Origin of the sequence: Methanoculleus sp. UBA208, from assembly GCF_002498065.1 — an archaeon.
Classification (GTDB): Archaea; Halobacteriota; Methanomicrobia; order Methanomicrobiales; family Methanoculleaceae; genus Methanoculleus.
The window spans coordinates 1-13850 of record NZ_DAFZ01000057.1 but is presented as its reverse complement, the minus strand read 5'-3'; the positions used below and the strand labels follow the sequence as shown (position 1 = coordinate 13850).

The 13850-nt window shown below is 62.8% G+C and carries 14 protein-coding genes; 13 read left to right on the top strand and 1 reads right to left on the bottom strand.

Features of this window, described 5'->3' with window-relative positions; all coding sequences use genetic code 11:
- Nucleotides 1–309 precede the first annotated feature (309 nt).
- From BRA62_RS06035 to BRA62_RS06025, 3 genes are all read left to right on the top strand, one after another.
- The gene (locus BRA62_RS06035; protein ID WP_292365675.1) at nt 310–762 is read left to right on the top strand and encodes a pre-peptidase C-terminal domain-containing protein; all 453 of its coding nucleotides are present in this window, start codon (nt 310–312) and stop codon (nt 760–762) included.
- On the top strand, nt 707–1531 hold the full coding sequence (locus tag BRA62_RS06030) for a winged helix-turn-helix transcriptional regulator (RefSeq protein ID WP_292365674.1): 825 nt from the start codon (nt 707–709) through the stop codon (nt 1529–1531). The genes BRA62_RS06035 and BRA62_RS06030 overlap by 56 nt, the downstream gene beginning before the upstream one ends.
- A 710-nt stretch (nt 1532–2241) precedes the next feature.
- Nucleotides 2242–2637, top strand: a complete 396-nt coding sequence (locus tag BRA62_RS06025; RefSeq protein ID WP_292365673.1) for a hypothetical protein — start codon at nt 2242–2244, stop codon at nt 2635–2637.
- A 112-nt stretch (nt 2638–2749) separates the two neighbouring features.
- Here BRA62_RS06025 and BRA62_RS06020 read toward each other — a convergent pair whose 3' ends face one another.
- On the bottom strand, nt 2750–3679 hold the full coding sequence (locus tag BRA62_RS06020) for a ribose 1,5-bisphosphate isomerase (protein ID WP_292365672.1): 930 nt from the start codon (nt 3677–3679) through the stop codon (nt 2750–2752).
- 49 nt (nt 3680–3728) lie between these two features.
- Between BRA62_RS06020 and BRA62_RS06015 the strand changes: the two genes are divergently transcribed.
- The 10 genes from BRA62_RS06015 to asnB are packed head-to-tail and all read left to right on the top strand — an operon-like array spanning nt 3729 to nt 13758.
- Nucleotides 3729–4571: an HAD family hydrolase gene (locus BRA62_RS06015; protein ID WP_292365671.1), complete on the top strand. Its 843-nt coding sequence runs from the start codon at nt 3729–3731 to the stop codon at nt 4569–4571.
- 47 nt (nt 4572–4618) lie between these two features.
- A complete protein-coding gene (atwA, locus tag BRA62_RS06010) occupies nt 4619–6232 on the top strand; it encodes a methyl coenzyme M reductase system, component A2 (protein ID WP_292365670.1) in 1614 nt (537 codons plus the stop codon).
- Nucleotides 6233–6242: 10 nt separating this feature from the next.
- Complete coding sequence (gene mmp3, locus BRA62_RS06005; RefSeq protein ID WP_292365669.1) at nt 6243–7769, top strand: methyl-coenzyme M reductase-associated protein Mmp3; 1527 nt, start codon at nt 6243–6245, stop codon at nt 7767–7769.
- Complete coding sequence (locus tag BRA62_RS06000; RefSeq protein ID WP_292365676.1) at nt 7769–8236, top strand: methanogenesis marker 6 protein; 468 nt, start codon at nt 7769–7771, stop codon at nt 8234–8236. The genes mmp3 and BRA62_RS06000 overlap by 1 nt, the downstream gene beginning before the upstream one ends.
- Nucleotides 8237–8241: 5 nt before the next feature.
- Nucleotides 8242–8694 (top strand): methanogenesis marker 5 protein, encoded by a 453-nt coding sequence (locus tag BRA62_RS05995; RefSeq protein ID WP_292365668.1) that lies wholly within the window; start codon nt 8242–8244, stop codon nt 8692–8694.
- Nucleotides 8691–9929 (top strand): methanogenesis marker 15 protein, encoded by a 1239-nt coding sequence (locus BRA62_RS05990; protein ID WP_292365667.1) that lies wholly within the window; start codon nt 8691–8693, stop codon nt 9927–9929. The genes BRA62_RS05995 and BRA62_RS05990 overlap by 4 nt, the downstream gene beginning before the upstream one ends.
- Entirely contained in the window at nt 9930–10514 is a 585-nt protein-coding gene (locus BRA62_RS05985; protein WP_292365666.1) for a methanogenesis marker 17 protein, read from the top strand.
- Nucleotides 10511–11452 (top strand): methanogenesis marker 7 protein, encoded by a 942-nt coding sequence (locus tag BRA62_RS05980; protein WP_292365665.1) that lies wholly within the window; start codon nt 10511–10513, stop codon nt 11450–11452. Before BRA62_RS05985 ends, BRA62_RS05980 begins: the two co-directional genes overlap by 4 nt.
- Nucleotides 11453–11457: 5 nt before the next feature.
- A complete protein-coding gene (locus tag BRA62_RS05975; protein WP_292365664.1) occupies nt 11458–11904 on the top strand; it encodes a carboxymuconolactone decarboxylase family protein in 447 nt (148 codons plus the stop codon).
- Nucleotides 11905–11925: 21 nt separating this feature from the next.
- On the top strand, nt 11926–13758 hold the full coding sequence (gene asnB / locus BRA62_RS05970) for an asparagine synthase (glutamine-hydrolyzing) (protein ID WP_292365663.1): 1833 nt from the start codon (nt 11926–11928) through the stop codon (nt 13756–13758).
- The last annotated feature ends 92 nt before the right edge of the window (nt 13759–13850 follow it).

The following is a 13850-nucleotide window of genomic DNA, read 5'->3' as shown; positions in this document are numbered from 1 at the left end:
GCTATAGACAACACCGCCTGCAACGGACCAGACCTGGGAGAGTTCGCGCCTGATGACAAAAGTTTCTCCGGAATGAGCAGGGATGTTCCAACAGATCCGGTGCAGGGACGCTCTCGCCTTCCACCGCGCGCAGGCCGCACTGGTACGTCAGTACTGCACCAATTTCTTCAGGTATGGCAACTCCGGGCACGATACGGTCTTGTTGGTCCTCTAACATGTTCGTCTTCAGGAAAAGAAGAGGGCGGAGACGAGAATAGAATTGGTGTTTGTCCCATAAAACTCATAAAACGCGGATCACAATCCTCCTTCATGGCATCAGCAAAGAGAAAATGCATGGTTTTTGCCCTGCTGCTGGTAATTGCCTTCCTTGCCGTGCCCCCGGTGTCGGGAAAGGAGGATGTCGGGTACACGATTCGTCCTTCGACGTCGGACGACCCGGTGACGACACTGCGGTTGTCCAGCAGTATCGGGCAGGGGGAGACCAACAGGCACCAGTTCTACGTTGGAAGCGGCGTCAGGTACCTTGAGGTGTACCTGGACTGGGGCTCGGCCTCCGACTCACTGAGATTGACTATCTACGCCCCTTCGGGGAGTAAGATCGGCACGTTCCGGGACAATGCCGACGGAGCTGTAGATGGCAAAATTCATATTGACATTGATCCGGATAGTAATTATGTAAGTCCGGGAACCTGGACGTTCGATGTATATGGCGAGAAAGTGTCATCCCAGAGAACATATTCCCTTAACCTCTACCAGCACTAGATCCGGTGGATTTCTCCGGCTGTTTACCCTTTCGATCCTTCTTTTGGTGCTGCTGGTGTCGGTTGCCGATGCTACTGAGTACACAGTCCGGCCCTCGCGGAACCTTGGAATGGAGCCCGGAACACCCACGGCGGGCGAGACGGTACAGGAGATCGACCCGATTCCGCTCTGGCTCTTCCTGTTGCTGTGCGTATTTCCCCAGTTAACAGCGGCCCCGATTGAGGCCCTTCTCCCCCTGAAGGCCGTTGGATACCTTGGGTATAAGCGGATTCGCCGGGAAAACGCCCTGGAGAGCCCGCGGAGACTTGAAATATTTAATTTCATCAGGAAAAACCCCGGGCTCCATTTCAGGGCGTTGTTGAGAAAGACATCCATAGCGAGAGGGACGCTTGACTATCATATCAGGAGAATGGAATCCGAAGGTCTTCTGAAGGCGGTGCCGGAAAAGAGCAGAATTCATTATTTTACTGGCGACTCACAGTATTCGACCGAAGAAGAGACCCTTATCATCGCGATGGAGAACGACAGCCTGAGGAAGATCGTGACACAGATCTACCTGAATCAGGGTGCACGCATCGAAGAACTCGCAAAGGAGTCGGGCCTCTCCAAGGCCACGATATATACGCATGTTAAGCATCTGGAAAACCTGGGAATTGTAAGATCGGAAAGGACGGGACGGTCTGTGCGGTATACCCTCGCCGATGATTATTCTCGCGTATTGATGAAACATCAAACCAACAGTTCCGAACCTGCTCGGGTCTCGGTATGATATGCCGATGAATTGGCCTACCGAAGGAGTGTCTGGTTCTCCCGGAAAATTGTGGTCGGTACATCCTCTTCACAAGGAACTTTTTGCACCTTCCCTGACCTTGGGGGACGATATCACAATGCCTGGCTCCTGTGGTGACGAGCAGATGCGCGCGCTCTGCATGCAACCGGTATTCGGGATTAGCATCGATGTAATGGGCTCCTCCACCTGCAGGACTGATCTTATTCCAGGTCCGGAGCCGCCAACTGCTCGAACGAGCTGATGATTGTCCTAGAAAAGGTATAAACGATAACGACGACGTCTCGATCGGTGATACCTCATGCGGTATCCCGCGGGGGTCCGGCTCGCGTGGGGACTGTACCCGGACTCCCACAGCGTGCCCGGAGAACATGGGGCTGCTGGCGGGAATAGTGGTTGTGGGCCCGTGTTCTCCGGGATGCGCATGAATGGTTGTTCGAAACCCTGAGGTCAAAACGCCTCTTCGGCATCAGCTCATCCACCGTGGCGCCGCCGATTGCGGCGTTATCTCCGTGCCGGCGGGATGGAACGCGTTCACACCGAACTGTCCGAAACGTGGACGGCGGCCGGGGCGACGGGCAGGGACCGCCCCTGTCCGTCCTCATGATCGCACGGAGGCTTGTTATGACGATTGAACCGGGAACGCATTTTGCAGGAGCGTGATTTCAGTCCTTCTCATCGCGGTGGCCTGTATGGCGGTTACCCTGTTCTGGCCGGACGGAGAGGTGCACGTCATAGACACCGCGAGCGGGCGTATCGTCTTTTGCGAGAACGCCTCCCCCGGCACCCATCCGCTGGGGCGGGCCTGGATCGACTCGGACCTCAACGAGACGGTCGCCTCTTCCGGCACGGATGTCGTGACCGGGCTCGGCAGGAACACGTTTACGGTGGCCTGCACCAGCCGGAACTGCGGCATCTTCGATCCCGCCCGTGCCGCGTTCACGCTGACCGTCCGGGATGCAGCGGGCAGGCCGTACAGCGAATCCGTCACCCTGGATCGGGCCGGTACAAAGACCCTGTCCGTCTCGTTCGACGCGGAGGAGGCGGGCGAGGGGGCGTTTCGGATCTCCGCGATGAGTTTTCGTTAAGACCGGCAGCGACAGAAGGTGACGACCCGGTGGGAACAGGGTATAATCCTCCCTGCCCTGATATCTTCACGCGGCCGCTCGATCCTGGAGCGTCTCCTCGCCGAACGTCCTATCACCGCAACTCCTCGATCCTCCACCCGAGATAATCCCTTATCACCGTGAACGCCAGTCCCGGCGGGATCGCGCCCTGTTCGGTGACGATCAGGTCGACGTACTCCGCGGGCGTCACGTCGAAGGCCGGGTTCCTGACCCGGACGAAGGGGAGTTCCTCCGCCACCGCCCCGGGCAGCACCTCGTCGGGATCGCGCTCCTCGATCTCGATCAGTTCGCCGAGGATCGTTCTTGGCGCGAACTTGTAGGTCTCCGCCGCAACGATGACGTTCGTCCGTGCCTCGTGTGCAGCATGCGCAATCTGGGCGGTCCCGATCTTGTTCACCACCGCGCCGTTCACCGCGATCGCGTCGGCGCCGACGACGACCAGATCGACGTCGTTGATGAAGTAGCGGACCGCCGAATCGACGATGTAGTTCGTCCGGATACCGGCGTCGTTCAAGGTCCTGATGGTGATGAGCCCCTGGCCCCGGGGCCGCACCTCCGTCGCGTAGACCTCGATATCCTTACCCTGCCGGTGGGCCTCCAGGATGCACCCGAGCGCCGCCTCGGAGTTGCAGTGGGTCAGGAGGACGTCGCCGTCCGAGATGTGGCGTGCCCCGATCTCCGCTATCCGCTCGACCGCGTGCTCCGAGTGGTCGACGAACTCCGCCGCCCGGGCAAGAACCGCGTCCCGTGCGGCCTCCACGGACTCGAACGAGTCGAGAGCCCGCATCACGCAGCGCACCGCGTTCGGGAGCGAGACGGCGGTCGGCCGGGTCGCGGTGAGGGTATCGGCCGCCTTCTGCATCTCCTGCTTGAAGGCCCCGGGATCGGAGGCATCGAGATTACGGGCGTAGTCGGCCAGTGCTTCCACCGCCGCCCGGGCGATCCTGCCGGCGCCCCGGATCTCCATACTCTTTATGCTTGCTGCTGTCTCACTCAGTAACATAGTCAATCATTCAGACGACCAATACATAGACTTATTGACGTGAGAACACATGCCGGTAGCCGTTGTTTTCGATAGTGCGGGCACACTTCTGCGGACCTACCGCGTAGCACGCGATCTCCTTCACGACGAGATGCTGACCGAGGTCGAGACGACGACCCTCACCTTCGGATCAGATGCGCGGGTGCTCGTCGTTCTGCACCTCCATTCCCGGGACGTCATGGAGGCGCCGGAGGACCAGCTCCTCTCGGAGTTCTTCCTGGAGCGCTCGATCGGGTTCGGGGTGGCCTGTTCCCGGCGGGTCATCCCCGCCGAAGAGGTCGCGAATCTCCTCTACGCCGATGGATATGCCCGGATCGGCGATCTGCAGGCCTGCATCCGGCAGGTCTGGGGTTGCTGCAAAAGAGAGTCGATCGTCACAATGAACAGCGGCGTGATCCTGAACATGGACCTCTCCCGCATCGAGTTCACGGTGACGACCGGGGGGAGGCCGTTTGAGGGTGCGAAAGAGACCATCACCGAGCTGCACCGGATGGGCGTTCCCGCATACATAGCATCCGGCGACCGCGTCGCAAAGCTCGAACGGATGGGCGACTACCTCGGCATCCCCCGGGAACGGGTCTACGGTGTCGCAACCCCCTCGATGAAGGCACGGATCGTGGAGGACCTCAAAGAACAATACGATAAAGTTGTTATGGTAGGCGATGCCATCAACGACCTGAACGCCTTTCGGAAGGCGGATCTCGCAGTGCTCACCGAACAGCAGTCCGATAGGAAACCAGATATACTCTATACTACTGCAGACCGGGTGATCCACAACGTCAGCGAGGTGCCTGGTATCGTGGCGGAACTTCTCACGGATACTGCGGCGACCGGGAAAAGTGCAACAATATAAACCCTAATATGATACCACGAGAAGATTAGTTTAACGAGGAGCTCAAGATGACCCCACTCATTACGGTAAAGGGCCTCTGCATGGAGTTCAATGGGACCATTGCACTCAAAGACATAAATTTTGAGGTGGCGGAGGGAGAGACGGTCGGTATTATCGGGAGAAGCGGGGCCGGTAAGACCGTTCTTATGCATCTTATGCGGGGCGTGGACCAGCCCCCGACGCGGGGTGCGATCGTCTACCATGTCACTGCCTGCGATGCGTGCGACTATATCGGCGTCCCGAGCGAGGCGGGGAAGCCGTGTCCTGTCTGCGGCGGCGAACTCAAACCGATGGACGTCGACCTCTGGGCGGAAGAGAACGCGACGATGAAACGGCGGATCATGCGAAGGACCGCCATCATGTTCCAGCGAACGTTCGCCCTCTACGGTGACGACCGGGTGATCGAGAACATCCTGCGGGCGCTCGACGACGTCGGCTACCCGAGCGAGAAGGCGGTCAGCAAGGCCGCCGACCTCATCGACCAGGTCAGGCTCTCCCACCGGATGATGCACATCGCCCGCGACCTCTCCGGCGGCGAGAAGCAGCGGGTGGTGCTCGCCCGGCAGCTCGCGAAGAACCCGTTCATGCTCTTTGCGGACGAGCCGACCGGGACGCTCGATCCGGAGACCGCCACGCTCGTTCACCGGATGCTCATCGAGAGCGCGCAGGCAAACGATATGGGAATGGTGGTCACGTCGCACTTTTCACACGTCATCGAGGACGTCGTGGACCGGGCCATCCTCCTCGAAAACGGTGAGGTCAAGGGGATCGGGGCCCCGGACGAAGTCATCCACCGGTTCATGGAGGACTACAGCGACATCGAACAGCACGAGGCCGGGGAAGTCGGCGAGAAGATCCTGATCGCCCGGGACGTGATCAAGCGCTACCTCTCGGTCGACCGGGGCGTTGTCAGGGCGGTCAACGGCGTCTCGTACGATGTCGGCGAAAAGGAGATCTTCGGGATCATCGGCAAGAGCGGTGCGGGGAAGACAACCCTCTCCCGGATCATATCCGGGATCCTCGAGCCCACCAGCGGCGAGATGAATATCAGGATCGGGGACGACTGGATCGATATGACCAAACCCGGGATCGAGAACCGCGGCCGGGCAAAGGGCTACATCGGACTTCTCCACCAGGAGTACGATCTCTACCCGCACAGGACGGTGCTCGACAACCTCACCGACGCCATCGGCCTCGAGTTCCCCAAGGAACTCGCCATGAGGAAGGCGATCATCACCCTCGGGATGGCCGGGTTCACGCCCGAGAAAAGCAAGGAGATCCTGGACCGCTATCCGGGCCAGCTCTCCGAGGGCGAGAAGCACCGCGTGGCGCTGGCCCAGGTGCTCATCCGCGAGCCCCTGCTCGTCGTCCTCGACGAACCGACCGGCACGATGGACCCCATCACGAAGATCGACGTGAAGCACTCGATCCTCCATGCCCGCGAAGAGATGGACGAGACCTTTATCGTGGTTTCGCACGATATGGATTTTGTGAGAGATATCTGCGACCGCGTGGCCCTCATGCGGGGAGGCAAGATCATCCAGATGGGCCCGACGGAGGAGGTGCTCGCCCACCTCACCGAGGACGAACGAAAAGTGATGGGGGCCGGCGGAGCCCCCTGAGGTGCATGTGATGGAGATCCTCCTGGACGGAAAACGCGTAGTGGTTCCGGCGGGTTCCCGGCTCGGGGATCTCCTCCCTGGACGGGACGAGCGGTGCAGCGTCGCCGTCATCCGCCCGGCGCTCGAGGAGGATGCGGCGGAGTCGCAGGAAATCAGGTTCGTCACCTCCGCCGGCGATATGACCGTCGAGATGGCGGAGGCGGCGACGGTCGCCCGGCTTTTTCGGCCCGGGCTTGCCGAACGGCTCCAAGTGCACTGGCAGGACCGTTACGCCGCTGTTTTCGGGCCGTTCGAGTCCGACCTCCGGCCTGCGCGCGAGCCGGGCCGGTATGAACGCGGCGACGTCATCCTTGGGTGCGGGGGCTACGACCCGTCCAAGTCCTACCTGATCTTCGCGCGCATGCGCCATTCCGCCGACTACGGCGCCCCGGCGGACGGCGGCGTCATCGGCAGGATCGTCACCGGCCGCGGGCTGCTCGACCGCATCGGCGACGGCGACCGGGTCATCGAGGTCGAACGGATATTCCGGCGTGCCGACCGGTCACATGCCGTCGTTACCCGCGATTCGGAATTCGTGCTCGAGGACGGGATGCAGGTCGTCTCCTACGTGGAAGCCGAAGTACAGGGCTTTAAAGGAGACGGGATCGAGACCGAGACCGCCCGGAGCGTCGAGCACTTTCTTCTCTCCGTGCAGGACGGCAGATTCCAGACCGATCGTTCGAGCAGCACCCATGTCGCCGACGCACACCTGGTCCCGACGAAGGTCCCGGCGGAGCTCCCCGGCCCGAGGCTTGAAGGGACTATCACGGTCAGGACCGCCGGAAAATCCTCGGGAGCGGTCTACATCTACACACAGGGCGTCTCGGCAAGCCCGGTGCACACCGTCGTAGGGCGGGTTGTCCACGGTATCGAGCTTGTCCGGTTTGCCGGCGAGAGCGACCTCCTCGCCATCCGTGCGGAGCCGGAACAGTTCGACCTGGTCGGCCTCGCGCTTCCCGAGGCGGAGGCGGTCGCCGCCCGGCGGGGCGTCTCCCTCACCGCCGATGCAGCCGTTGGCGACCGCGTCGTGGTCGGCCAGACCCCGGCAACGACGCTCGAGGTTCTGGCCGAAGGCGAGGTCCGGGTCGCGACGGAGCCCGCCGATCACGTCATCAGCATCAGCCTGGACGAGGCGGCCGCGCCCCGGTCGGTCAGGATCTTCCGCGAGGTGACCGGGCTCAAGCACCACGCCGTCGGAAAGATGCCGCTCGTCTTCACGTTCGAGGACGTCTTCCTCTTCAAGCCGAAGATCGGAAAGGGCGTCGGGATCATCCCGGAGAACACCCCCACGGGCGAAGTGCCGGCCTATACCCTTGCGATGACCAACGACTCGCGGCGGGGAACCGGTATGGTCGGCATCCGCACGACACCGAACGCCGAGTTCGGCCCGACCTCCGAGCCGCTCACCGGCACGAACGTCATCGGCAAGGTCGTCGATGCGGCGAACCTTGCCGGGATGCGCGAGGGGGCGACGGTGTACGTGAAGGAGGTGAAATGATGGCTGAATATTCCCCGGACTACGTGGGCACGGTGACCAGGTACGTCTTTGTCGAGTCCCCGTCCATGACCCCCGGCGAGCTCGCGCTCAGGGCATACGAGGCGTCCGAAGGCGTCCTGATCAAGGAGACCTGTTTCGGGCTGCAGGTGACGGGCGAACCGGAGTCCGTCGACCGCCTCATCGAAGAGATCCGCACGTTCGACCCCGCTCATATATTCGTCAAGGACCGGGGTTCCCCTCCCGGCGACCCGAGAAGGTGCCGGGCGAACCTCGGCGGAGCGAGGCCGGGCTACCTCGGCCACGAACGGGAGTTCCGCATCCTCCGCTACATCACCCGCGGCCTCGAGGAACTCGACCGGCGGGGGGAGGAGGCCGGGGTGCCCGAACCGACGCCGCCCGTAAGCGAGAAGAAACCTTTACTCGATATCAAGCGATTACAAGAACTGATAGAGACAGAGGAGTCCTGAATAGAATGGCAAAAGTGTTTATCTATCCTGCAACGAGCCTCATCCTCTCCGATCTGGTAGCCCGGTTCGGTCATAAGCCGCTCGGTGCAGCCCTCGGTATCCGGGAGCGGATACAGACCGCAGGGGTCGACTCCCCGCCCCTGCAGATCACGCCCGAAGAGCCCAAACGCGGCCTGAAGTACGCGGCCGTCGAGGTGCCGTCCGGTGTCCGGGGGCGGATGGCGATCTACGGCCCCCTCATCGAGGAGGCCGAGGCCGCGATCATCGTCACCGACGCCGACCTTGCGTTCGGGTGCATGGGGTGCGCCCGCACCGACGAGTTGATCCTCTTCTCCCTGCGCCAGAGCGGCATCCCGATCCTGGAACTGAAATATCCCGCGAACGAAGAGGAGGGCGTGCAGTTTGTCGCCGCCATCAAGAAGTTCCTCGACGGTCTCGAAAACGGGGGTGAAACATGAGCCGGAAGGTGAGGATCGCCCAGCTCTCCTGCGGGCCGGAATACAGCGGCGTCCAGAAAGAGATATACGAGGCCGCCGAGTCGGTGGACGCAGAAGTCTTCTTCCCCGACATCGCTCTCGCCGACGTCGAGCGGGCGGTCGACACGTTCGGACTGGACGTCCGGAGCGCCGACTTAAAACTCATGATCGCCCGGGGCAAAGCCCTTGTGGACGGGACGGTGGACGCGGACGGCGTCTTCATCGGCACCTGCTTCCGGTGCGCCGAGGCGGCGATCGTCCGAAACGAACTCCGGCGGTACATCCACGAGCACTCGCGGCTGCCGGTGGTGAGTTACTCTTTCACCGAGCGGACGACCGCGGGCACCCTCCTCACCCGGATGGAGGCCCTGACCACCATCGCCCACCGGAGAGCGCTCCTTGCCCGTGAGGAGCAGACCGGGATCACGATGGGCGTCGACTCGGGCTCGATCACGACGAAGGCCGTCGTGATGAAGGACAACGAGATCGTCGGCACCGGATGGCACCCGACGACCGAGGTGATCAAGAGCGCCGAGAGCGCCGTCGCGGACGCGCTCGAGATGGCCGGGCTCACCCGCGAAGATATCCAGGCGATCGGCACCACCGGATACGGCCGGTTCCTGATCGGCAAGCACCTCGGGGCGGATCTCGTCCAGGAGGAACTGACGGTGAACTCGAAGGGCGCCGTCTACCTCGCCGACCACCAGCGGGGCTCGGCGACCGTCATCGATATCGGCGGGATGGACAACAAGGCGATCAGCGTCATCGACGGCATCCCCGGAACCTTCACGATGGGCGGGATCTGCGCCGGCGCGAGCGGCAGGTTCCTGGAGATGACCGCAAAGCGGCTCGGCGTGGACATCACCGAACTCGGGCCCCTGGCCATGAAGGGCATGGGCGTGAACGTCCCGATGAACAGTTACTGCATCGTCTTCGGGACGCAGAGTCTGGTGAACGCGCTCGCGGCCGGGAGTTCGCGCGAGGACGTGGCGGCCGCGGCCTGCCACAGCGTAGCGGAGCAGGTATTCGAGCAGCAGCTGCAGGAGATCGACATCAAGGAGCCGGTGATCATGGTCGGCGGCACCTCGCTGATCGAGGGGCTGGTCTACGCGATGGGCCAGCTCCTGCAGACCGAGATCGTCGTCCCGCCCCATTCGCAGTACATCGGCGCGGTCGGGTCTGCCCTGCTGGCATCCGGATTCATCAAGGGAGAATAGATGCCCCCGCTGAACTACTTCGTGGTCGAGTCCCCGGACGAGGTCGGGAGGGACGCCTACGAGCGGATCGCGGGCGATGTCCTTCAGGACCTCGATCTCATCAAGGTGGTCGACCGACTGCACATCTACGTCGACCCGAAGGTGCCGATCTTCGTTGCCGCCGGGGTCCTGCGCCACATGCCGCGCGCCATCCGCGTCGCCGACTTCGCAAACGTCAACCGCAGCGAGAACGAGATAGTCCTCGATATTGGCGACGAGACCTACCTTGCGCCGCTTCTCCAGAAACTCTGGATCCTCTACGGCAAGGAGAACGTCGAACAGCCCGACCGGTTCACCGTCGTCCTCCCGGCGGGGACGGCCGGGGAGGAGGATCTCGAGCAGATGGTGGTGGCCGACCCGAGCGAGACGCTGTATAAGGACGTCATCTACGCGCTCCAGTATATCGCCCCCGAGGGGTTCAAGGTCCGCCGCCAGTATATCCGGGACGGGAAGTTTTACTATGTGGCAAGCGAGGATACCCTGCCGGTCGACATCGTGGAGACGATGGTCGTGCCGATCTTTGAGAAGATGGGGGTGACGCTGTGACGACGCTGGTGCCGGTGACCTACAAGGGGGGCGTCTACCGGCACGACGAGATCATGGACCTGATCGACGACCTCGGGGGCTACATCGTGCAGAAACACGTCATGGCCCAGGACGTCGTGCTCCAGTCGTTCGTGCCGCGGGACGATATCGACCTGATACGGCAGATCGCCAAACCGCTCGCCGGCGAGGTGGTCGAGGCGCCGCTCGTCGGGACCGAGATCGCCGTGGTCAGCCCGAGTCTCGAGATCCACCACCTGCCCCATACCTCCTGCGATATCGCCGAGTATCTCCGGCGTGCGGGTGCGAAGACCAACATGGTCGGGCTCTCCCGGGGATTCGGAAAACGGATAGCAAACCTCAACGACGAGGAGCGGGACGTCATCAACGAGCACGACCTTGCCGTCTACGTGCTCGGGAGTTTCGAAGAGTGCATCCGGCAGAAGTTCCCGGTGCTCAGGCGGGGGATCCACGTGCCGATCGTGGTGACCGGAGCCCCGGACCGCGAGACCCTGATGCGGATCATCGACCCGCCCGTCGAGGGGTATGTCGGGGGCGTCGGGCGGATCATGCACCGGTTCAAGCGCCCCGAGGAACTCGCGAAACTCGACGAACTGGTGGACGAGGTCTCCCGCACCCTGGACGCCCGGCGTGACGAACTCGCGAGGGACCCGCTCTCCGTCTTCCCACCCCGCCTGATGGCGATCGTCGAGGAGCAGATCCATGAGGTCACCATGCTGACACACCCGACGCCGGTGACCGCCCAGATGGAGGGGCTCCGGGTGAAACTCCCCTACGACCTGTACGCCGATGCCGTGCGGGCGCTCAAGGTCGCCGACGGGGTCACCGTTGGGGATATCGCCGACGTTACGCCGTCACGAATGCGCAATTACATATTGGTTCGGATTAAACCTTTCTCGGAAACCAGGGTATTGGTGTAGTTGCGATGGATTTCGAGAAGGTACTTGCGAGGGTTGCAGAACGGGGATCGGACGTCATCGCGGAGGAACTACTCCGCGAGATCGAGAGCGAGTACGGCAGGGTCCCCCTGATCTTTGAGCGGATGGCGGAACGGCCCGAGATCCTCATCTCCCACCACCTCTACAAGGGTGCCGTGGTCGAGACCAGCCAGCTCGAGCCGAAGGTGATCGAGCTCATAAGCCTCGCGGTGGGCGCCGCGCTCAAGTGCAGTCACTGCGTCGAGTATCACATGCAGGCGGCAATGGCGAAGGGCGCAACCCGCGCCGAGATTCTCGAGGTGATCCTGATCGCGGGGCTGCTCGCGAACTCAGCGGTCCTCGCGGACGCCTACCGGGTGGTGAACGGTTCGGTCCTCTGCCCCTCATGCGACATCAACGGCACGGGTCTGGATAAGACCTGCTCTGATAGGTGATCGACCCCTGGTAGCCGGAGTATGTGCGGTATTGCCGGGCAGTTTGCCCTGAACGGGGGGGAGGCGGACGCGGCCCTCGTCGGGGCCATGGCGGATCGGCTCCTTCACCGCGGCCCCGACGGCGAGGGGGAATTCTTTTCCGGCCCGGTCGGCCTCGCCCACCGCCGTCTTGCCATCATCGACCTCTCCGATGAGGGGCGGCAGCCGATGGGAAACGAGGACGGATCGCTTCAGATTGTCTTCAACGGCGAGATCTACAACTACCGCGAGCTCCGGGAGGAGTTGCTCGCCGCCGGCCATCGTTTCGCCTCCGCGACCGACACGGAGGTGATCCTGCATGCCTACGAGGAGTGGGGACGGGACTGCCTCGCCCGGTTCAACGGGATGTGGGCGTTCGCCCTCTGGGACGGGCGCCGCCGCGAACTCTTCTGCGCCCGGGACCGCCTGGGTGTCAAGCCGTTCTACTACACCGTGGCCGGGGACTCGTTTCTCTTCGCCTCGGAGATCAAGGCGCTCCTTGCGCATCCCGAAGTCGGGAGGATGCCGAACAATCGGATGCTCTTAACCTTCCTTGCGTGGGGGGTCGCGGACCACACCGCCGGGACGATGTACGACGGTATCTTCCAGCTCCCGCCGGCCCACGCAGTCGTCGTCTCGGAGGAGGGTGCCGGGGAGCCGGAGCGTTACTGGGATTTCGAGGTGAACCCCGCCCCGGGAGGGGTCGACGACGAGGCCGCCGCGCGAAGGGTCCGGGTTCTCCTGACCGATGCGGTCCGGCTCCGGCTCAGGAGCGACGTCCCGGTCGGGACATGCCTCTCGGGGGGCATCGACTCCTCGACGGTCACCGCCCTGATCAACGTTCTCCTGCGGGCGGAGAACCCGGAGAGCGTCGGCGACCGGCAGAAGACGTTCTCAGTCTGTTTCGATGACCCGAGGTTCGACGAGAGCCGGCACATCGATACGGTGGTTGCGGCGACGGGCGTCGACAGCCGCCGGACCACCCCCGCTACGGTTGGGCTCTGGGAGGATATCGAGAGGCTGCTCTACATGCAGGACGAGCCGTTTGCCTCTCTCTCGATCTACGCCCAGTACTGCGTGATGCGGCTTGCGCGGGAGGAGGTGAAGGTGGTCCTCGACGGGCAGGGCGCCGACGAGCAGCTTGCAGGATACATCGCCTACCAGGCGCCCTACATCCGCGGCCTCCTCCGGCACGGGGAGATCCTCGCGGCCCTCCGGGAGGGGATCGGGAGCATGCGGCACCACCGGTCTTTCTTCTCGTGGGCGGCCCGGCAGTTCCGGGTCCGGTCGGAGCGGCGGGACCTTCTCCGGGGGTCCGCGCCGGAGGTCCTCCGGTACGCGGGTTCGCTCGATGAGGTGCTGAAACGCGAGACCGTGGCTTCAAACCTCCCCCTCCTCCTGCACTGGGAGGACCGGAACTCCATGGCCTTCTCGATCGAGGCCCGGGTCCCGTTCCTCGACTACCGGCTGGTGGAGTACCTCTCGTCGCTCCCGCTCGACCAGAAGGTCCGCCGCGGCGTCACGAAGTATGTCCTCCGGCGGGCGATCCGGGGGCTGGTCCCCGACGCCATCCGGTGCAGGATGGACAAGATGGGGTTCGTCACCCCCGAAGAGGTCTGGATGAAGGGCGAACTTGCACCCCATATCCTCGAACTCTTCTCAACGCCTGAATTCGCAGAACGGCCATACTGGGACGCGGAGCGGGTGCTCGAAAACTACCGGGAGTTCCTTGAAGGGAAGAGCGCGTACTCCACCGAGTTCTGGCGGATAGCCTGCGCGGAGATGTGGCTTCGGCAGTTTGAGGTGGAGAATGCCGGTGGAGTAGTTGAAGTTTGAGCAGTGCTCTTCGAGCGGTTCATACTTCCTTTTCGGTTGCATACTCTATACACGGATTTCAAGGGGGTATCGCCGAGAGGGGGGTGGGGACA